Annotated in this window: 16 protein-coding genes; 9 read left to right on the forward strand and 7 right to left on the reverse strand. The window is 70.0% G+C overall.

Going from position 1 to position 20,876, the window contains the following annotated elements; genetic code table 11:
• Positions 1 to 3 precede the first annotated feature (3 nt).
• From phnC to C0012_RS13170, 8 genes are all read left to right on the forward strand, one after another.
• On the forward strand, positions 4 to 831 hold the full coding sequence (gene phnC, locus C0012_RS13135) for a phosphonate ABC transporter ATP-binding protein (protein WP_111467058.1): 828 nt from the start codon (positions 4 to 6) through the stop codon (positions 829 to 831).
• Entirely contained in the window at positions 828 to 1,625 is a 798-nt protein-coding gene (gene phnE / locus C0012_RS13140) for a phosphonate ABC transporter, permease protein PhnE (protein WP_111467059.1), read from the forward strand. The genes phnC and phnE (C0012_RS13140) overlap by 4 nt, the downstream gene beginning before the upstream one ends.
• A complete protein-coding gene (gene phnE / locus C0012_RS13145; RefSeq protein ID WP_111467060.1) occupies positions 1,622 to 2,449 on the forward strand; it encodes a phosphonate ABC transporter, permease protein PhnE in 828 nt (275 codons plus the stop codon). Before phnE (C0012_RS13140) ends, phnE (C0012_RS13145) begins: the two co-directional genes overlap by 4 nt.
• Positions 2,427 to 3,287, forward strand: coding sequence for a MurR/RpiR family transcriptional regulator (locus C0012_RS13150; RefSeq protein WP_111467061.1), 861 nt, complete (start codon positions 2,427 to 2,429; stop codon positions 3,285 to 3,287). The genes phnE (C0012_RS13145) and C0012_RS13150 overlap by 23 nt, the downstream gene beginning before the upstream one ends.
• 80 nt (positions 3,288 to 3,367) lie before the next feature.
• Positions 3,368 to 3,907 (forward strand): diaminobutyrate acetyltransferase, encoded by a 540-nt coding sequence (gene ectA / locus C0012_RS13155; protein ID WP_111467062.1) that lies wholly within the window; start codon positions 3,368 to 3,370, stop codon positions 3,905 to 3,907.
• Between the two features lie 89 nt (positions 3,908 to 3,996).
• The gene (gene ectB, locus C0012_RS13160) at positions 3,997 to 5,274 is read left to right on the forward strand and encodes a diaminobutyrate--2-oxoglutarate transaminase (protein WP_111467063.1); all 1,278 of its coding nucleotides are present in this window, start codon (positions 3,997 to 3,999) and stop codon (positions 5,272 to 5,274) included.
• Between the two features lie 16 nt (positions 5,275 to 5,290).
• Positions 5,291 to 5,692 carry an ectoine synthase gene (locus C0012_RS13165; RefSeq protein ID WP_111467064.1) on the forward strand — a complete coding sequence of 134 codons (402 nt, stop codon included), beginning with the start codon at positions 5,291 to 5,293 and terminating at the stop codon, positions 5,690 to 5,692.
• A 216-nt stretch (positions 5,693 to 5,908) separates the two neighbouring features.
• Positions 5,909 to 7,321, forward strand: a complete 1,413-nt coding sequence (locus tag C0012_RS13170; RefSeq protein ID WP_111467065.1) for a DEAD/DEAH box helicase — start codon at positions 5,909 to 5,911, stop codon at positions 7,319 to 7,321.
• 134 nt (positions 7,322 to 7,455) lie between these two features.
• Here C0012_RS13170 and C0012_RS13175 read toward each other — a convergent pair whose 3' ends face one another.
• From C0012_RS13175 to C0012_RS13190, 4 genes are all read right to left on the reverse strand, one after another.
• A complete protein-coding gene (locus tag C0012_RS13175; protein WP_111467066.1) occupies positions 7,456 to 8,829 on the reverse strand; it encodes an FAD-dependent oxidoreductase in 1,374 nt (457 codons plus the stop codon).
• A 38-nt stretch (positions 8,830 to 8,867) separates the two neighbouring features.
• Complete coding sequence (locus C0012_RS13180; protein WP_111467067.1) at positions 8,868 to 9,929, reverse strand: polyprenyl synthetase family protein; 1,062 nt, start codon at positions 9,927 to 9,929, stop codon at positions 8,868 to 8,870.
• 31 nt (positions 9,930 to 9,960) lie between these two features.
• The gene (locus tag C0012_RS13185; RefSeq protein ID WP_111467068.1) at positions 9,961 to 10,671 is read right to left on the reverse strand and encodes a demethylmenaquinone methyltransferase; all 711 of its coding nucleotides are present in this window, start codon (positions 10,669 to 10,671) and stop codon (positions 9,961 to 9,963) included.
• Positions 10,672 to 10,814: 143 nt separating this feature from the next.
• On the reverse strand, positions 10,815 to 12,089 hold the full coding sequence (locus tag C0012_RS13190) for an isochorismate synthase (protein ID WP_232527930.1): 1,275 nt from the start codon (positions 12,087 to 12,089) through the stop codon (positions 10,815 to 10,817).
• Positions 12,090 to 12,156: 67 nt separating this feature from the next.
• On the opposite strand from C0012_RS13190, the gene C0012_RS13195 reads away from it, so the two are divergent.
• Positions 12,157 to 12,711 carry a DUF402 domain-containing protein gene (locus C0012_RS13195; RefSeq protein ID WP_111467070.1) on the forward strand — a complete coding sequence of 185 codons (555 nt, stop codon included), beginning with the start codon at positions 12,157 to 12,159 and terminating at the stop codon, positions 12,709 to 12,711.
• A 103-nt stretch (positions 12,712 to 12,814) separates the two neighbouring features.
• Here the strand turns inward: C0012_RS13195 and C0012_RS13200 are convergent, their stop codons facing one another.
• The 3 genes from C0012_RS13200 to C0012_RS13210 form a co-directional block, all read right to left on the reverse strand.
• Complete coding sequence (locus C0012_RS13200) at positions 12,815 to 16,696, reverse strand: LamG-like jellyroll fold domain-containing protein (RefSeq protein ID WP_111467071.1); 3,882 nt, start codon at positions 16,694 to 16,696, stop codon at positions 12,815 to 12,817.
• 155 nt (positions 16,697 to 16,851) lie between these two features.
• Positions 16,852 to 18,945, reverse strand: coding sequence for a glycoside hydrolase family 31 protein (locus C0012_RS13205; protein WP_232527931.1), 2,094 nt, complete (start codon positions 18,943 to 18,945; stop codon positions 16,852 to 16,854).
• On the reverse strand, positions 18,942 to 20,873 hold the full coding sequence (locus C0012_RS13210; protein ID WP_332835691.1) for a glycoside hydrolase family 127 protein: 1,932 nt from the start codon (positions 20,871 to 20,873) through the stop codon (positions 18,942 to 18,944). Before C0012_RS13210 ends, C0012_RS13205 begins: the two co-directional genes overlap by 4 nt.
• Positions 20,874 to 20,876: the final 3 nt, after the last annotated feature.

Genomic DNA, 20,876 nt, shown 5'->3' on the forward strand with positions numbered 1-20,876 from the left:
ACGATGACGAACGCCGCACCTCAGGCGGAGGCCGGGCACTCCCCGGCCTCCGCCTCGTGGCCGATCCGCCTCGACGGCGCATCGGTCACCTACCCGAACGGCACCGCCGCGCTGAAGGACGTGTCCCTCACGATCGAAGCCGGCGAGATGGTGTCCGTCGTCGGCCTGTCCGGATCCGGCAAGTCGACGCTCATCCGCACGATCAACGGTCTCGTCCCCGTCACGGGCGGATCCGTCGCGGTCGGTCCGCACACCGTCTCCGGTCTCGGCGGACGCCGCCTGCGCGAGCTGCGCGCCCACGTCGGCATGATCTTCCAGGGCTTCAACCTCGCCGAGCGCGTCGATGTGTACCGCAACACGCTCGTCGGGCGCTTCGCCCGCGCCGGCGCCCTGCGGACGCTCCTCGGCATCGCGACCGCGGAGGACCGCGAGATCGCCCTGCGTGCCCTCGACGCCGTCGGCATGCTCGAGAAGGTCTGGACGCGCGCCGGATCCCTCTCGGGCGGACAGAAGCAGCGCGTCGCGATCGCGCGGGCGCTCTCGCAGGAGCCGCGCGTCATGCTCGCCGATGAACCCGTCGCGAGCCTAGATCCGCCGACGGCGCACGCCGTCATGGCCGAGCTCGAGCGCATCAACGCCGAGCGCGGCCTCACGGTGCTCGTCAATCTGCACCTCATGGACCTCGCCCGGGACTACACGACCCGCATGATCGGCCTGCGCGCCGGAGAGGTCGTCTATGACGGACCCGCCGCGAGCGCGACCGACGCCGACTTCGAGCAGATCTACGGACGCCGGATCCGCCCCGAGGACCGCCTGGGGACGACGGAATGACGGATCTCGCCGTCCCCGCGCGCCCGCGCACGTGGCCGCGGACGCTGCTCGTCGTCGCTGGCTTCGCGGCCTTCACGGCGCTGACCTGCCTCCCCGCGATCGGCGGCGTCGAGATCGACCTCGCCGCCATCGCACGCAATTGGCGCAACGGAGCGGACAAGATGCTGCAGCTGCTGCAGCCCGATCTCGCGTTCCTCCCGCGCACGCTCGGTCCGATGCTCGAGACGCTGCAGATGGCGCTGATCGGCGCCGCCGCCGCCGCGATCGTCTCTGTTCCGCTCACGCTGTGGGCCGCCCGGCCCACGAACCCGAACGCCGTCACGCGCCGTCTCGTCCGCGCGGCGATCAACGTGATCCGCTCGGTTCCCGACCTCGTCTACGCGACGATCCTCGTCGCGCTCGTCGGGGTGGGGGCGCTTCCCGGCCTGCTCACGCTGTTCCTCTTCGACCTCGGGATCATCGTGAAGCTCGTGTCGGAGGCGATCGACTCGGACGAGCACCCGTACCTCGAGGCGGGCCGCGCGGCCGGCGCGACGCAGGGGCGACTCAATCGCGCGCTCGCGCTCCCGCAGAGCCTGCCCCTGTTCGCGAATCAGTGGCTCTACGCGCTCGAGCTGAACGTGCGCATCTCGGCGATCCTCGGCATCGTCGGCGCCGGCGGCATCGGGCGCCTGCTGGACGAGCGCTTCGGCTTCTACGCCTACGACGACGTGTCAGTGATCATCCTCGAGATCCTCGTCGTCGTGATCCTCATCGAGGTCTGTTCCAACCTGCTGCGGCGGAGGCTGACATGACGACGCAGACCGATCTCCTCCTGCCCGCGCCGCCGTCGCGGACGAAGCAGAACGTCGCCGCTCTGGGCGTGGGCGCGCTGATCCTCGCCGCGATCGCGACGCTCGACGTCGACTGGGCGAAGCTGTTCGACCTCCCCCGCGCCTCGTGGGAGTACGGCGTGCTGATGTTCGCAGACCCGACGTGGGAGAAGCTCCCCCGCGCGCTGTTCGAGACGTGGCGCTCGATCTCGATGGCGTGGCTCGGCGCGATCCTCTGCGTCGTGGCTTCGATCCCCCTCGGCATGCTCGCGGCGCACGGCGTCGGGCCTGCGTGGCTCCGACAGGGCCTGCGCGGGATTTTCGCCGTCATCCGCGCCGTTCCCGAAGTCATCATCGCGCTGATCCTCCTCACCGTGACGGGGCTCACGCCCTTCACGGGCGCGCTCGCCCTCGGCATCGCCGGCATCGGCACGCAGGGCAAGTGGGTGTACGAGACGATCGAATCGCTCCGCTCCGACGCGACGGAGGCCGTGCGCGCCGCGGGAGGCGGCCGCCTCGCCGTGCTGCGCTGGGCGCTGTGGCCAGCCGCGCTACCCTCTCTGATGTCGTTCGCGCTGTACCGCTTCGAGATCAACATCCGCACCTCGGCCGTGCTCGGCCTCGTCGGCGCCGGCGGCATCGGCAGCATGCTGTCGAACTACACGAACTATCGTGAGTGGGGAACCGTCGGGATGCTGCTCATCGTCGTGATCGCCGCGACGATGCTGATCGACGCGATCTCGGGGGCGCTGCGCCGCCGCATCATGGAAGGAGCGAAGCCCCGTGGCCTGGACAGGATCCGCTGACGCGCCGCCCACGGCGCGGATCCACGCGCTCGCGCCCTCCATGCACGCGGGCGAACGCCGCGTGGCCGAGGCGATCGTCCACGACCTCTCGGCGACCGTCGAATCGACGGCGCAGGAGTTCGCCGAGGCCGTCGGCGTCGGTCGCGCGACCGTCATCCGCACGGCGCAGACCCTCGGCTTCGACGGCTATCCGCAGCTGCGCGTGGCCGCCGCGCGCGAGCTGGCGCGCGAGACCCCGTCCGATGAAGCGGGGGACGGATCCCTCGTCGGGACCCTGCGCGCATCGACCGACCGGTTCGCGGCGCGGCTCGGCCACATCGTCTCCGCCCTGACAGAGGAATCTCTGCGCGCCGCCATCACCTCGCTCGACGAGGCGGGCCGCGTTCTCGTCGTCGCCAACGGTCTCAGTTCGCCGATCGGTCTCGATCTCGTGCTGCGGCTCACGGCCGCGGGCCGACCCGCCGAATATCTGCACGATGCGCTCGCTCAGCGCATCGCCGCGCGGCAGATGTCATCCGGCGACCTCTGCCTCGTGATCTCGGGATCCGGCGCCAATGGGGCATCCCTCGCGGCCCTGGGTGCCGCCCGAGAGGCGGGCGCGCGCGTCCTCGCGATCACATCCTTCGCGCGCTCGGCGGTCGCCGAGGCCGCGGACACCGCGCTCATCATCCCGACGATCGACGGCTCGTTCCGCGACGAGCTCGTGCACACGTCGCGAGCGGGCCTGATGCTCGTCATCGAATCGCTCACGGATGCACTCATCGCCCATCGCGGATCCCGGGGACGCGACGCGCGCGAGACGGTGCTGCGTGAGCTCGGATCCGCCCTGCGCGAGTAACGCCGGGCGCGGAATCTAGCACGTTCCGCGCGGGAGAGAAAGGCTTGTGCTGACCGCTCAGGTCGGTATCGTCCGCGTCGATGTCATTGCACAACGAGCGGACTTCCGACCAGACCGAGGTCGCACCGGTGACGGTGCGCGCACCCCGGATGGAAGACGGGGGCGAGATGTGGCGGGTCGCGCGCGACTCGGGCACGCTCGACCTCAATTCCTCCTACGCGTACGCGCTGTTCGCGCGCGACTTCGCGACGACGTGCCGGGTGGCCGTCACGGACGGCGAGGTGGTCGGATTCGTGATCGGCTACCGCCGGCCCGACGACCCGTCCCGCCTCTTCATCTGGCAGGTCGCCGTCGACGCCGAGCAACGAGGCCGGGGCCTCTCGGGGCGCATGCTCGACGACCTCGTCACCGGGCTGCGCGCCGAAGATCCGACGGTCGCATGGCTCGAGACGACGATCACGGACGACAACGTCGCGTCCCGAGCGCTCTTCCGGTCCTTCGCGGAGAGGTGGCAGACGACCGAGCGGATCGATCCGCTCTTCGACGCCACCCACTTCCCCGACGACCACGATCCCGAACCGCTGCACCTGATCGGCCCGCTCGTCGCCGCAGCGGCATGACCGAGCCTGGGGCCGACGGCCCCAGCCGCGAGACGCGAGAGCGTCGAGCGTCATTGCCCCAGCCGGGGCATCCCCTGGAGGAAATCACGATGTCCGTCACCGAAGACCCGTCCATCGCCACCTTCGCCAGCCAGGAATCGAACGTCCGCAGCTACTCGCGATCCTGGCCGGTCGTCTTCGACCGCGCCCGGGGAGCAACCCTGTACGACACCGCCGAACGACCGTATCTGGACTTCTTCGCGGGCGCCGGAGCGCTCAATTACGGACACAACGACCCGACGCTCAAGAAGGCGCTCCTCGACTACATCTCGGGCGACCACATCATCCACTCGCTCGACATGTTCACGGAGGCGCGGCGCGACTTCCTCGACACGTTCTCCTCGACGATCCTCGAGCCGCGCGATCTCGACTACCGCGTCATCTTCCCGGGACCGGGCGGCGCGAACGCCGTCGAGGCGGCGCTCAAGCTCGCCCGCAAGATCACGGGGCGCGAGTCGGTCGTCAACTTCACGAATGCATTCCACGGCATGACGCTCGGCGCGCTGAGCGTCACGGGCAACTCACTCAAGCGCGGCGGCGCCGGCGTGCCGCTCGTGCACGCGACGCCCATGCCGTTCGACGACTACTTCGACCGCGACTACCCCGACTTCTTCTACTTCGAGAAGCTGCTCACCGACACCGGCAGCGGACTGAACAAGCCGGCCGCCGTCATCGTCGAGACCGTGCAGGGCGAGGGCGGCGTCAACACCGCGCGCGCCGAGTGGCTCCGCGGCCTCGAGCGCCTGTGCCGCGCGCACGACATCCTGCTCATCCTCGACGATGTGCAGATGGGATGCGGACGGACGGGAGACTTCTTCAGCTTCGAAGAGGCCGGGATCGTGCCCGACTTCGTCTGCCTGTCGAAGTCGATCTCGGGAATCGGCCTCCCCATGGCGCTCACGCTGGTGCGCCCCGAGCTCGATGTGTGGGAGCCCGGCGAACACAACGGCACCTTCCGCGGTGTGGCTCCGTCGTTCGTCACGGCGGCCGAGGCGATCCGGAAGTTCTGGAGCGACGACACCCTGGCGACCTCGACCCGCGACAAGGGCGCCTACATCGAGAGCCGACTCAACGCGATCGCGGCCGACCACCCGGCCGCCGATCTCGTCGCCAAGGGCCGCGGCCTCGCCCGCGGTCTGCAGTTCGCCGACGGAGAGACCGCTGGACGGGTCTCGGCGAAGGCGTTCGAGCGCGGCCTCCTCGTCGAGACCTCGGGCCCCGAGGACGAGGTGCTCAAGCTCCTGCCGCCCCTGACCATCACCGACGACGAGCTGAATCGCGGCATCGCGATCATCGAGGACGCGACGGCCGACGCCCTCGCGCACTGACCCGAGAGGAGAACACATGATCGTTCGCACCCTGGACGAGATCGACGGCAGCGACTCCGACATCCGTTCGGAGAACTGGCGCAGCAAGCGCATCGTGCTCGCGAAGGAGGGGGTCGGATTCTCCCTCCACGAGACGACCCTGTACGCCGGCACCGAGAGCAGCTTCTGGTACGCGAACCACATCGAAGCGGTGTTCATCACGCACGGCGAAGGCGAGATCGAGGATCTCGCGACGGGCGAAGTGCATCCCCTGAAGCCGGGCACGATGTACCTGCTCAACGACCACGACAAGCACATCGTGCGCGTGCGCGAAGAGATCCGCTGCGTGTGCGTGTTCAACCCGCCGATCACCGGCCGCGAGGTGCACGACGAGAACGGCGTCTACCCGCTCGTGAAGGCCGAGACCGCCTCCGTCTGAGTGCCTCCCGCGCGCCCCGAGAAGCAACGGTCAGTCTTCTCGGGGCGCGCACCGGGTAGGGTGGGTCGCGAACGCATCGCGCGTTCGTCGTCGCGGTCTGCTCGAGCTTCTCGCTCGCACCGCTCCCCGTGGCGAATCGGATTCGGCACCCGCCGCGTTCGCCCCCCACCGGATCCGCGCTCCCCGCGTGCCCGGTCCTCACCGAGAGACACATTCATGACCGCTGCCCCTGCGCAGACCTCGTCCTTCGCCGATCTCGGCGTTCCCTCCGTTCTCGTCGACGCGCTCATCGCGGCCGATCGTCCCACTCCGTTCCCGATCCAGACCGCCACGCTGCCGTCGACCCTCGCCGGTCGCGACGTGCTCGGCCGCGGCAAGACCGGATCCGGCAAGACGCTCGCCTTCGCCATCCCGCTCGTCGCCCGTCTTGCCGCCGGCGGCAACGCGCGTCGTCCCGGTCAGCCGACCGGTCTCGTGCTCGCACCGACGCGCGAGCTCGCCACGCAGATCGCGAAAGTCATCACGCCTCTCGCCCAGGCCGCGGGCCTGACGGTCACGACCGTCTTCGGCGGCGTCTCGCAGCGCCCGCAGGAGCAGGCGTTCGCGCGCGGTGTCGACATCGTCGTCGCGTGCCCCGGCCGCCTCGAGGACCTCATCGGCCAGAAGATCGTCCGCCTCGACCGCGTCCTCATCACCGTTCTCGACGAGGCCGACCACATGGCCGATCTCGGCTTCCTTCCCGGCGTCACGCGTCTCCTCTCGCAGACGCCGCAGGGCGGTCAGCGGATGCTGTTCTCGGCGACGCTCGACAACGGCGTCGACAAGCTCGCGAAGCGCTTCCTGTCGTCTCCCGTCGAGCACTCGGTCGACTCGGCCGAATCGCCGGTGCCCGACATGACGCACCACGTCTTCGAAGCCGCGACCCCCGACGACAAGAAGGCGCTCGTCCACGCGCTCGCGTCGGGCAGCGGCAAGCGGATCCTCTTCTCGCGCACGAAGCACCAGGCGAAGCGTCTCGCGCGCCAGCTCACGGCATCCGGGATCCCGGCCGTCGACCTGCAGGGCAATCTCTCGCAGAACGCGCGCGACCGAAACCTCGCGGCGCTCTCCGACGGCAGCGTCAAGGTGCTCGTCGCGACCGACGTCGCGGCGCGCGGCGTGCACGTCGACGGCATCGACCTCGTCGTGCACATGGACCCGCCGGCCGACCACAAGGCGTACCTGCACCGTTCCGGCCGCACGGCGCGCGCCGGAGCCTCGGGCGATGTCGTGACCCTCATGACGCCCGACCAGCGCTCCGATGTGAAGCAGCTGCTGCGTCGCGCGGGGATCCAGGCACGCCCGCAGCTCGTGAACCCCGACAGCTCCGAGGTCGTCGCCCTCATCGGCGAGCCCGCCGAGCACGTCGCGCCGCGCGCCGGTGGCCCCGGCTCGGGCAACGCCCCCGCGCCCGGCTCGACGGGCGGCGGAACATCGCAGGGCGCGAACGCCCGCCGCAAGCGCGCGGCCCGCGGCCAGGGCCAGCAGGGCCAGGGCGGACGCGGCCAGGGCCGCGGCGGTCAGGCTCGCGGCCAGGGCGGCGGCCAGCGCCGCAGCGGCCAGGGCCAGCGCCGCGGCGCCTCCCGCTGATCCGCCATACCAGGGTCGCCAAAAAATGCTGATGCGAGCACCGCTCCACTGACATTTTCTGGCGACCCTGGGGGTGTCACGTGACACAGAGAACCCCCGGCCTCGAAAGGCCGGGGGTTCTCTGTGTCAGGCGATCACTCGCCGCGCGAGATCTTCACCATCTCGTCGCGCGGGACGACCTTAACGCGCTCGCGCCCCTCGGGCTCGCCGAGCGCGACCTCGTGTCCGTCGAGGCGGTGCCAGCCGTCGAGGTCGGTCCACTTCACGTCGCGCGAGGCGAGCAGAGCGGGGATCGCCTCCTCCGACGGATCCGCGGGCTGCCACCAGGATCCCTGGTCGTTGACGAGGTGGGTGATCGTCTCCATCGCGTCGGACTTCGTGTGCCCGATGAGGCCGACGGGTCCGCGCTTGATCCAGCCGGTCGCGTAGACGCCGGGGAGGATGTCGTTCGAGTCCTCGGCGAGCACCTGGCCCTCGTGGTTGGGGATGACACCGTGGCGGTCGTCGAACGGAACGTCCTTCAGCGGGGAGCCGAAGTAGCCGACCGCGCGGTACAGCTGGCCGAGGGGCTGCTCGCGCAGCTCTCCCGTGCCGACGACGCCGCCGGCGCCGTCCGACTTCGTCCGTTCGTACACGAGCGACGCCACGCGCCCCTCGTCGTCGGTCTTCACCTCGACGGGCTTCGCCCAGAAGTGCAGGTGCAGTCGGCGCGACGCCTCGCCGCCCGCGCCATTCGCGCTCGGCAGCTCACGCCACTTCTGCAGCACGCGGTCGATGACCTTCACCTGCTTGTTCGTGGCGATGGCCTCCTTCGAGGCCTCGTCGTAGTCGAAGTCCTCGTCGTAGACGACCATGTCGACATCGTTCAGCTCGCCGAGCTCGCGCAGCTCAAGCGGCGTGAACTTCACCTGCGCGGGGCCACGGCGCCCGAACACGTGCACGTCGGTGACGGGCGATTGCTTGAGGATCTCGTAGACGTTCGCGGGGATCTCGGTCGGCAGCAGGTCGTCAGCATGCTTCGCGAGCACGCGTGCGGCGTCGAGCGCGACGTTGCCGTTGCCGATCATGCCGACGTGCTCGCCGGTGAGCGGCCACGTGCGCGGCACATCGGGGTGTCCGTCGTACCAGCTGACGAAGTCCGCCGCGCCGTACGACTCCTTCGCGTCGATCCCCGGGATGTCGAGCGACGCATCGCGCACCGCGCCGGTTGCGAAGATCACCGCGTTGTAGTGCTGCTTCAGGTCATCGAGGGTGATGTCCTCGCCGAAGTGCACATTGCCGAAGATCCGGATGTCCCCGCGGTCGAGCACGCCGCGCAGCGCGTTCACGACGCCCTTGATACGCGGGTGGTCGGGCGCGACGCCGTAGCGCACGAGGCCATAGGGCGCGGGGAGGTGCTCGAAGAGGTCGATCGAGACCTCGAAGCTGCGCTCGGTCCGAAGCAGGATGTCGGCGGCGTAGATCCCGGCGGGGCCGGCGCCGACGATGGCAAGGCGGAGCTTTGTCATGTGGTGCGGATCTTTCTCTTGTTTTTCGGCGAAGCGCGTCAGCTGGATCGATCGGCGAGCTGCCGGGCGAAGCGCGTGAGCGCCTCGCGCACGGCGCCGCGTGGCAGGACCGACAGGGCGTCGACTGCCTCGTTCGTCCAGGAGAGCGCGAGTTCGTGGGTGCGGGTCGTCGCGGCGTGGTCGCGAAGCTCGGCGAGCGGACCGTCGAGGATCGCGGGATCCTCGCCGTCACGGATGCGCGCCACGCCGTCGTCGATGCGGCGCGCGAGATCCCGGTCGGCGGCGTCGTCACTCGCCTGCAACAGCAGATAGGGCATCGTGACGACCCCGGCCCGCAGATCGGTTCCCGGAACCTTGCCCGTGTCTTCCGGGCGCGAGGAGAGGTCGATGACATCGTCAGCGAGCTGGAAGGCGACACCGACCTTCTCGCCGTACTCGCGCAGCGCATCGCGGTAGTCATCCTTCGCGTTCGCGAAGTACGCCCCGGCCTGCGCAGCGGCGGCGATCAACGACCCCGTCTTGTCGGCGAGCACACGAATGTAGAAGTCGATCGGATCGTCGCCTTCGGCCGGGCCGACCGTCTCGTGCAGCTGGCCCATGACGAGACGCTCGAACGTCTCGGTCTGCAGATCGACCGCCACGGCACCGCGACGCCCCATGACGCGGCTCGCCCGCGCCAGCAGGAGATCTCCGGTGAGGATCGCGGTCGAGTTGTCCCAGACGCGGTGCGCCGACGGCACACCCCGGCGCCGGTCGGCGCCGTCCATGACGTCGTCGTGGTACAGCGACCCGAGGTGCATGAGCTCAAGCGCAACGGCAACGTCGCGGACGGCGGGGGTGATGCCGTCGCCGAGCTGCGCCGTGAGCATCACGAGCATGGGGCGCACGCGCTTGCCGCCAGCCTCATAGAGGTATCGGCTCGTGGCGTCGGCGAGGCGGTCGGCCGAGCCGAGTTCCTCGGCGATCGCCTGCTCGACCTCCTCCAACGCCTCTTCGAGCGTCGACACCAGACGTCGGGCCGCAGGGCCGACGAAAATGCGGTCGCTGAGGCCGAATCGGCTCGCAAGTCGCGAGCCCGAGGGCACGGGGCTCGATGTCACCCGTCCACCCTACCCGCGTGCCAGGGGGCTGTTACGCCGTGCGACGGGCCCGGTGCAGCGCGACGATGCCGCAGCTCAGATTGCGATAGGCGACGTCGCTCCATCCCGCCTCCCGCATCCACGCCGCGAGCGTGCGCTGATCGGGCCAGGCGCGGATCGACTCGTTCAGATAGTCGTATGCCTCGCCGTTCGAGCCCACGATCCGGGCGATCTGCGGGAGCACGCGGTCGTTGTAGAACTCGTAGAGGCGGCGGAAGACGGCGTTCGGCGGCGTCGAGAACTCGTTGATCACGATGCGCCCACCCGGCCGCGTCACGCGCGCCAGCTCGGCGAGCGCCTTCTTCGGCTCGTTCACGTTGCGCAGGCCGTACGACATCGTGACGGCGTCGAACTCGTCGTCGTCGAACGGCAGCGCGGTCGCGTCGGCCTCGACGAAGCTCAGACCGCGGACGTCTCCGAAGCGACGTCGCCCCTCGGCCAGCATGCCGGGAGAGAAGTCGGCCGCGACCACCTGGGCTCCGCGGCGCGCGAGCGATGCCGACGAGCGGCAGGTGCCCGCCGCGAGGTCGAGGATCCGCTCCCCCGGCTGCGGATCGACCGCGCGCGTCGTCGCCTCGCGCCAGAGGGCGTCCAAACCGAACGTCATGGCGACGTTCGTGAGGTCGTATCGCTTCGCGACCTGGTCGAACATGCCGCTGACGGTCCGCGGATCCTTGCTGAGGTCGGCGCGCTTCGAGGTCACCCGACGAGTCTACGTGGGGTGGCTCGGCGGGAGCGTCCGCGCGCATGCACAACGACGCCAACTCTGAGCGCGAGCCGCCCGACACGCCGCAACTCGGGCCCGTCTGCACAGAATTGGCGTCGTTGTGCAGATCACGCCGACCGCTACGCGAGCGCGTCGACGATGGGGCGGAACTTCACCCGGGTCTCGAGCAGCTCGGCCTCGGGGACGGATCCGGCGACGATGCCGCCGCCTGCGTGCGCGCGGACCGCCCGCGTCGCGCCGTGATCCGCGTCGTCCTCCGACAGCGGCTCGAACTGCGCCCCGCGGAGGGCGATCGCCCACTCGCCGTCACCGTTGCCGTCGATCCACCCGACAGGTCCGGCGTAGCGACCACGATCGAAAGGCTCGATCAGGCGGATCGCCTCCTTCGCCTTGTCTGTCGGAGTGCCCGCGACGGCAGCCGTCGGGTGCAGCGCCCGCACCATGTCGAGCGCCGACGCTCCGTCGGTGAGCGTGCCGTGCACGTCGGTCGCGAGGTGCCAGAGATTCGGCAGTTCGAGGGTGAAGGGATCCCCTGCCGCCTCGAGGTCGCGCGTGTGCGGACGCAGCGCGTCAAGGACGCTGTCGACCGCGTACCGGTGCTCGGCGCGATCCTTCTCGCTCGTGGAGAGCTCGAACGGCACCGAATCATCTTCGATCGCGCTGGCGCCGCGCGGCAGCGTTCCCGCGAGAACGCGCGCCGAGACTTCGCCACCCTGGACGGTCACGAGCGTCTCGGGGCTCGCCCCGATGATTCCGTCGACGGCGTACGTCCACGTGTCGAGGTACTCGGTCGCCAGCGAGCGCACGAGGCGGCGCAGATCGGCCTGCGCGGGGATCGTTCCCTCGAGGTCGCGCGCGATGACGACCTTGCTCACCTCACCGGATCCGATCGCGGCGAGCGCCTGGCGCACGGCCGCGTCGTGTGCCTCGGGATCCATGGCTCCCGGGCCGAGTGTCGCCGACCAGGACGGCCCGAATCCCACCTCGCCCACGGCGGGGAGGTCGTCGGGACGGTCCGCGACGCGGATCGTCGTCATCCATGCGCGGTCGCCGCGGCGCCCGACGATCGTCGACGGGACGATGAGGGTGCTCGGCCACTCGGAGGCGTCGTCGAACGCGAACGCACCGAAGCCGACGAGACCCGTTCCAGGGAGGCCCACTTCGTCGTCGACGTCGGTCGCCTGCGAGATCGCGCGCCAGAGGTCGGCGATCGCCGCGATCCGTCCGTCCTCCGCGACGTCGATGTGGAGGAGATCGGGGCCCGCGGCGACGAGCCCGTCGCCCTTTCGCGTCCACACGAGCGGGTTCCGCGGATCCGCGCACAGCAACGCGTCGACGGGTGCGATCTCCCGGGTCGTGGCGACGAGGCGCGGCAGCGAAAGCGGTTCTGTCACGTCCCCGATCCTATTGAGCGACCGGTGCATTCCGCCTGGGAGCGGAACGACACCATATTGTCGAGGGATGAGTACCTCGATCCGCCCCGGAACCAGAACGCACATCAACTGGCGAAAATGGGACGGCGGGCCGCACTGGGTGCACGAGGTCGTCTACCTCGGTCGCGATGAATGGGGCGCGTGGTTCGGCCAGCGCCCGGGTTGGCGCAGCCACCGCCCGGGGCGGGACACGCTGCTGAAGACGCCGTGCGTCATGCTGCTCCCCGACCCCGAGGCGGGGAGTGATCATGGTGCGGAGTGGATCCTCACCGTCAACGCGCCCCCGCAGCGCACCCGCATCTACATCGATGTCGCGTGGGATGCCCGCTGGGACGACGAGGAGCCCCGCGCGATCGACATGGATCTCGATGTCGTGCGCCGTACAGACCAGCGCGGCATCTACATCGACGACGAAGACGAGTGGGAAGAGCACCGCGTCGAGTACGGGTACCCGCTGCACGTCGTCAACCGGCTCGAGCAGGTGACGGCCGAGCTCAAGCAGCGGGTCACCGACCGCGTCGCCCCCTTCAACGAGGCGACGACGCACCCCTGGTTCGACGTCCTCGACGCGCTCGATCTCTGACGCGTCAACACAACGCAGTCGATCCGGCATACGGACTGGCCGTAGGGCGGCGCGTTGGGCCGCCCCGTTCGGATCGACTGCGTTGTGTTGCCGGGACGACGGATCAGCCGCAGCTGATGCCGTCGTAGGGAGCCGTCACTGCGGCGTCGCCGACGGTGACAGTCGCCTCGCCCGGCTCGGCGTCCTGCGAGCGGACCGGGAAGGCGCGCGAGGCGCTGTCGCCCGAAGCCAGGGCGCCGGTCGACTTCTCGCCGTACGGCGTCGACACGATCGCTCGCTGCCGCTCCTCCGAGACGTTTTCGGCCCGGACCACGACGAACGCACGCGGGCCGACGCACCGGCTTTCAGCCTCGGCCGCGACGGGCGCCACGGCGGCACTCAGGGGCGACACCGCGATGCGGTCGACGATGGGCGCCTCGTCAGCCCGGAGGTTGTAATCGGCGGGCCAGATCTCGGAGGCGAGTGTGTCGCCGCCCCAGTTCTTCGCCTCTTCCGATCGCAACTCGATGGTGTTGACGCCCTGCTCAAGGTCGAGCACGATCGTCCGCTCCCAGAAGTTGTTCTCGTGGAAGGTGGGCACGAACATCTCCCGCTGCGGTGCGCCCCCGTTGACGGAGAAGTCGGCGTGGCGCGCCACCGGGTTGGGGTTGTAGTGCGTTCCGTCGACCTGCTCAGGGTTCGAATAGCGCACGACCACGGCATGGGGCCCGGCCGACGCGGCGTCGACCTCGAAGGTGAGCGTGTTGCCGTTGCCCTGCTCTCCCCCGATTCCGGCGACGGCTCGTCCGCCGAAGGCGTTCGTCAGCTCGACGATGGCGGCATCGCCGGCAAGAATCGCGTCCTCCGCGGCGTATTCGGCCGTGTCGAGTGCGCCCGCACTGGCGCCGACGGTGACGCGATCGACAAGCGCTCCTGCGGATCCGCCGGTCACGACCACCTTGTTCACGCCGCCGGACAGGTGCGCCGCGAGTGAGGTGCGCGACGCGAGGTCGGCGACGTCGCGTCCGTTGATCGACACGGATCCGGTCGCCTCGCCCAGCACGTCGACACCGAGCGTCTTCTCGCCGTCGATGTCGCCATAGACCCAGAAGGTCGCCGTCTCGCCCTCGGCCAGCTGCACGGCGCCTGCACCCGAGACGTCGCCATCCAGCCCCGCGTACACCGCGCGGCCACCCGCCAGGGAGGCATGTTCGGCCTCGTAGACCGATACTGCGGCGGCCGGGTTCGGCAGGGCGAGGGTAATGCGGTCGATGATCGCGTCGCCCTGCGTCGCTCCGGTTCCGTCGAGGCTCTGCGCCGCGAGCGAGATCGTGTGCGTGCCTTCCGTCAACTCGACCGTCGTGTCGGCGTGATCCCAGACCACCCACTTGTACGCGAGCGGCAGCAGGATCTCCTGCTCGGCACCGCCGTCGACGCGCACGAACACGTTCGTGGGCCCCTGTTCCGCGACCGCGTCGAAGGTGTTGAGCGAGTTCGCGAAGACCGACAGGTCATAGGTGCCGTCCTCGGGCACGGTCACCTCGAAGTCGAGCACCCCGTCGGATCCGGTGCGCAATCCCCCGACGCCGTAACCGCCCGAGGTGTAGAACTTGCCGACGTCGGCCGGCGACCCCTCGGGGCCGTTCTTCGAGTAACCCGAGCCGGTGTACTCGGCCTCCTCGGCCTCGTAGCTCCCGGTCCACAGCATCGGGTTCGCCGCAGTCGCCTCGCCGGCGCCCGCGGGCGTCACGATGACCTCGTAGGCCGACGACTCCTCGATCAGCGGAAGCGATTCCCCGTCGAACGGCACCGTCACGGATCCGCCCTCGACCCCCATCGTCGTCTCAGCAAGCAGTCGCGGCTGCGCGGAGTCGCCGAGCTGACCCGTCCACGGGATCTCCCTCACGGTCACGCGCACGGCGTCGCCGAACACATCCGCCGGCACGTTCTGAAGCCTGACGGGTGCGGCCCCGTCCGCCCCGCCGAAGATCGTGCGGGAGACCGCCTTCTCCTCGTCGAGGGTCGAGACGCCCTGGAGCGTGTAGTTCTCGCCCGGGAATGGAGGTGCGACGTCGACCGTGTGCCCCGACATCTGCGAGTACGCGTTGTACAGCCACCACTGGCCGTTTCCGCGGTTCGACTGCACCGCCGAGTCGGACAGATTTCCGTTGATGTTCCAGAACGCGATCATCGCGTCGACCTTGGAGTCCTCGATCGCAGACATCCACTGGATCATCTGGCCGGGCACCGAGGTGTGATAGTTGAACGCGTATTCATTGACGTTGATCGGCAGCTCGCGCCCCTCGTGCGCTGTTCCGGCGAAGACCTCCGCTTCCCAGCCGCGGAAGCGCTCGACCGAATCGCGGATGCTCTGCGGATGCGAGAGCTCGTGCCAGGTGATGATGTCAGGCACCGTGCCAGCATCGCGGGCGTGTTCGAGGAAGCCCTTGACCTGGCCGTAGAGCACGCTGGTTCCGGGGCCGGCGATGCGCACGTCCGGGTAGGCGGCCTTGATCGTGCGATAGGTCTCATCCCATGCCGCGAAGTAGTCGGTCGGGTCGTCGAGCCACGACGTACCGTCGAGGCTCCATTCGCCGGTGCCGAACATGTTTCCCTCAGGCTCGTTGAAGGGCTCGATCACCAGATTGTCGAGGTACTCCTCGTCCAGTCCGGCGATCTTCTCGAGCTGGTCGTCGAGCACGCGGGCGTAGTCGGCGAGCTTCTCCTCCGGAGTGTCGCCCGGCCACTGGTACGGGAATCCGCGGTACCAGTCGGTGACGCGAAGGTACACGTCGCCGTCGGTCGTGTCGGCGAGCTGTTCGAGCACCTCGAGAGCGTCGGATCCGGGGTGCTGCGCGCCGTCCTGCGCCTTCGTCGCGACGGATCGCACGTTCATCCCCTCGACGAGGTTGTCCGTCGGCATGCCGTCGGCGTAGAGCCCGTAGAGAAGGCCGGATGCGCCGCCGAGGAACTCCCCCGTGTCGCTGCCGAGGTCGACGAAGAGCCCGCCGTCGTGCACCGTGACGTCCGCAGTCAGGGCCACGCCCGCCGCCTCGCCCTGCACCGTGAAAGTGCCGGCCTCGGCGTACTGGGACGGGTCGATGTCCTCCCACGTGGCCGCCACATCGCGATCGTATCCGTCCGAGAACGATGCGCGAACACTCGACGGCAGCTCGGGAGCGGCCTGCGCTGCCGTCCGAACCTCGAACGCTCCCTGCGTCAGTGATTCGAAGGTCGGGGTCTCCCCGACGAGCCCCGCGACCTGCTCGGCCGAGAGCGCGTCGTGGAAGACCTGGACATCGTCGATGGCGCCCTGCAGCAGCGGATCCGGATAGAAGGACCTGCCGAGGTATCCCGCCGATGTCGCGTCGTCTGTGAGCAGATCGCCCACCGCGATACTCGTTGCGGCGTTCGAGACCGCGACGCCGTCGAGGTAGGTCGTCACGCTTCCGGCGCTCGTGTCGAGTGTCGTCGTGATCGTCGCCCACTCGCCCGCGCGGAGCGCGCCGTATCCCGTGACGTTCGCCTCCCCCGAGCTGCCCGATGCCGTCAGGGCCGTACGGAGGTCGCCGTCGCCGTTCGAGGGGGTCGCGAAGAGATACCTCGTCGTGTCGGTGCCGAGATCGAAGACGCGCTGCCACGCGCCGCCGGTTCCGTCCCAGCGCACGCGCGCCGAGACCGTGAGGTCCGTGGCGCCTTCGAGAGCACCACGCGGGATCGTCACATACCCGCCGCCGTCGCCGCCGGGAAGCTGGAGGGCGGATCCGCCGCCGTCGGCGCCAACGATCTCGGCCGCGCCCGTGAGGGTGCCGTCGAGCCCGTTGCCCGATGCGTCGGCGATGACGCCGCCGTCGATCGCATCCATCGTGTAGTGCAGCAGGGGCGCGGGCGCCTCCTCCGCCGCGGCCGGGACCGCGACGGCCCCCATGCCGACTCCGAGAGAGAGCGCAACCGGGAGGGCGATGGCCGCCCGCCTCGATCGGCTCGTCGGAGGTGTGTTCCTCATCTTTGAGTGCCTTCCGTGTGTTCGTGGATCCGTCGTGCGGCGCACGCCGGGGTCATCAGATCGTCGGCCGTGGGGCCGGGCTGGTGCGGATGCGCTCCCTTCGTTGATCGAACCGGTTCGATTTGCGGCGCGCGGCAAGGCCGTGGCGCCGTGCCTCATGCGCCGTCGCGGGTCGCCGTGCGGCCCACGAGATACGGATGCGCGCCGTCCCGCAGGAAGACGGGGATCACGTCGAGCGGCGCCGCGACCCGGATCGTCCGGCCGCCGTCGTGTCGCTCCCCCGTCGCCGCGTTCGTCCAGCGCGCGCCCGCGGGCAGATGCACATCGCGCTCTCGGGCCCCGGCGACGACGACCGGCGCGACAAGGACGTCGGCGCCGAGGAGGAACTGGTCGTCGACCTCCCATGCCCGCGGATCGGCGGGAAACTCGTGGAACAGGCCGCGCATGACCGGCTGCCCGTCCTCGTGCGCCGCACGCATCGCCCCGCGAACGACCCCGCGGAGCTCCTCGCGCAGGTGCGCGTAACGGGCGAGGATCTCGAGCACCTCGTCTCCGAAGCTCCACAGCTCGTTCGGGCCGCCGCTGCGCAGGCGCCGGGATCCGTCGGCCGCCGCGACCTCGGCGTACGGCAGACGATCACCGTGCATGCGCATGACGGGGCTGAAGGCGCCGAGCTGGAACCAGCGCACGAGCAGTTCGTGGAACGCCGGGTCCGCAACGTTGCCGCGGTGGAAGCCGCCGATGTCAGTCGTGAACCACGGGATTCCGGCGACGCCCATGTGAATCCCGGCGGTGACCTGACGGGCGAGATCTTCCCAGCTCGACGAGATGTCGCCCGACCAGACGAGCGCACCGTATCGCTGGCTTCCAGCCCACGCGCACCGCACGAGGTTGACGATCTCCGTCTCGCCGTCCGCGCTCTGACCGTCGAAGAACGCCCGGGCGAACGCCTGCGGATAGATGTTGCCGACGCGCTGATACGGGCCGAGATGCGTGCGATACGCGTCGTAGTCGTAGACGCCGAACTCGGGCTCGGCCTCGTCGAGCCAGAACGTGCGCACGCCATACGCCCCATAGTTTTTCCGGCACGTCTCCCACAACCACGCCCGCGCGGCGGGATTCGTCACGTCGAGGAACACGCTCGGCCCTTCGAACGACATCTGCACGTCGACGCCGCGGTCCGAGCGAACGAGCATGTTATGGGCACGCAGATACGCGAAGTTCTCGGATTCGAGTGACACCTGCGGCCACACCGAGACCATGAGCTCGACGTCAAGCCCTTGCAGCTCAGCGGTCATGGCGGCCGGATCGGGCCAGAACTCGTCTTCGAAGCGGAAGTCGCCCATGTGCGGCCAGTGGAAGAAGTCGGCGACGATGACGTCGAGCGGCAACCCGCGCGCCCGGTGTTCGCGCGCGACGCCCATGAGCTCGTCCTGGCTCGCGTACCGAAGCTTGCTCTGCCAGAGACCGAGACCGCGCTCCGGCATCATGGGCGCGTGGCCCGTCGCGTCGGCGTACGCCCGCGCGATCCGGGCGGGTGTCGACCCGGCCGTCACCCAGTAGTCGAGCTGCGTCGTCGACTCGGCGTGCCACTCAGTGCGGTTACGCGCGAACGTCGCGCGCCCGATCGCCGGGTTGTGCCAGAGGAAGCCGTAACCCGCGCTCGAGACAACGAACGGCACGCTCGCCTGCGAGTTGCGGTGGGCGAGCTCGAGCGTCGTCCCCTTGAGGTCGAGCACGTGCTGCTGGTACTGCCCCATCCCCGCGAGGTGCTCGCCAGGGTCAGCCTCGAACGACGCGGTCAGGGAGATCCCGTCGTCGCCGAGGCGTGGGCGCATGTTCCGCGCGCGCAGGTTGAGGGATCCGCCGCGGCTCAGCTCGCGGAACAGCACGCGCCCGTCCGCGTCGCGGAACGTCAGCTCGCACGCGGTGACCTCGTGGCCGACGATCTCGTGGAACCACGACGACGTCGCGAGCTCGACGCGGATGTCGCCGTTGACGAGCACCGCGCCATCCGAATCCGCCTCGATCCGGACGCGGTCGTGCGCCCTGGCGTCCGGCGTCACGAGCGCCCAGTCGGCGTCCTCGACGTCGCCCATGAGGGCGGCGCGCACGCGCACGCTGTCGCGACCCCACGGCTCGACGACGAGGGTCTCGCCGCCGCCCCGCCATACGAGGCGATGTCCGTCGACGGCGACGGGGAAGTCGGCTGTCATGTCGTTCTCCTGTTCGGAATCGGCGTCGGTCATGCGACCGGAAGGAACACGCGCATGGTCGACGCGCCGCGCTCGGCCCACCGGTGATACGGGATAACGGTCGCGTCGATCTCGCGCCCGAGCCCGTCAGGGTGCGCCGGCGACGCGAGGAAGGGCGGCCGCCCTTCGGCGCCGTCCTTCGGCTGCCTCACGCGCAGGCGGACGACCGCGCCGTCCCCTGATCCGCGCGGCGACTCAGCGACGTCGAGGGCGACGCCGTCGATTGCGACGCCGTCCGGAAGGTCGACCGACTCGAGGCAGAGCACGAGCGGCCCGCGCTCGACGGCGACCGTGCCGCGGGCGGCGTCGACGCGCGGATCCGGCCACGTGAGGCGCGGCGCCACGGGGAGAGTGAGCTCGATCTCGTCGCCCGTCGCGAACGGCCCCGCGACGTCGGCCCAGCCGGGCGCGCAGGGGAGGTCGCCGTCCGGGCCGCGCAGCGTCGCTCCGTCGGCCCAGTGGGGCACGCGCAGGCGGAGCGCAACGGGATCCGCGGGCGCCTCGCGGACGCGGATCCGCACGGATCCCTCGTCGGGGTAGGCGGTCGCGATGTCGAGGACGAGCGTCCCGCGATCCGTCGCGACGTGCATCTCGCCGGCGGCGTACTGCGCGATCGTCACGACCGGCTCCTCCCCGGCGTCGTCGACGAACGCGGCGTAGCTCTGCCACGATGCGAGCGTGCGGGCGACGTTCGTCGGGCAGCACGACACATCGAACCAGGGGGCACGGATCCCGCCTTCGGCGCGGGGATTGACCTCGTCCGGGCGCACGTCGCCGCCAGGCTCGCGCTGGTGCAGCGGATTCGCGTAGAAGAACGCTCGCCCGTCGGCGCGTGGCGATGTCGCGACGACGTTGTACATCGTCCGCTCGATGAGGTCGGCGTACTTCACCTCGCCCTTCGCGAGCAGCAGGCGCCACGACACCATGATCGAAGCAACGCCCGCGCAGGTCTCGCAGTAGGCGCGATCCGGCGGCAGCTCCCAGTCGTCGCCGAAGCCCTCGTCCTGGTGGCGGGAGCCCATGCCCCCCGTGAGGTAGGTGCGACGCTCGACCGAACGTGTCCACTGTCGTTCGACCGCGTGGAGAAGCTCGTCGTCGCCCATCGAGGTCGCGACGTCGAGCGCGCCCGCCGCGAGGTACAGAGCCCGCACGGCGTGACCCCGCCAGCGATCGGCCTCGCGCACGGGGATGTCGTCTTGGAAGTAGGCGGGGCTGAGCAGCGCGATCGGAGCGAGGGATCCGCGCCCGCGGCGTTCGATGAACAGGCGGGCCTGCTCGATGTACGCGGGCTCGTCGAGGGCGCGGCCGAGCTCGGCGAGCCCGAGCTCGATTTCGGGATGGCCGCAGATGCCCTGCCGCCCGTTGGCGCCGAACTCGCGGCACACGTGATCGGCGGCACGGCGTGCGATCCGCACGAGCTCGTCCTCGCCGCGGGTGCGTACGCGAGCGACCGCCGCCTGCAGCAGATGCCCCGTGCAGTACAGCTCATGCCCCTCCGACAGATCGGAGTAGCGCGGCCGCTGTCCGCCGTGCCCGAAGCAGGTGTTGAGGTATCCGTCGTCGTCCTGCGCGGCCGCGATCCGCTCGACGAGAGCGTCCCACAACTCCTCGGCCGCCGGATCCGGCTCGCGCGCGGTCTGCCAGGCGACGGCCTCGAGCAGCTTGTACACCTCCGAGTCCGAGAACTGCCAGCCCGGCCGCTCCCCGCCCGTGGAGCCGCGCGCGACGCGGTCGAAGTTCGCGAGCCAGCCGAGTCGCTCCATCCAGTCGACGCAGTGCCGCAGGGTCGCGCGCGCATTGGTCTCCTGGTGCACTCCCCAGAACCCGCCGTCGAGGCGCATCTCGTCGAGGCCGATCCCGCGGCGAGGCCCGGGGGCGACGACGGGGCGTGCGACCGCGGTGCGTGTGGTGTCGAATGTCACGAG

Origin of the sequence: Microbacterium suaedae, assembly GCF_003254645.1 — a bacterium.
In the GTDB taxonomy this organism is placed as follows: domain Bacteria; phylum Actinomycetota; class Actinomycetes; order Actinomycetales; family Microbacteriaceae; genus Microbacterium; species Microbacterium suaedae.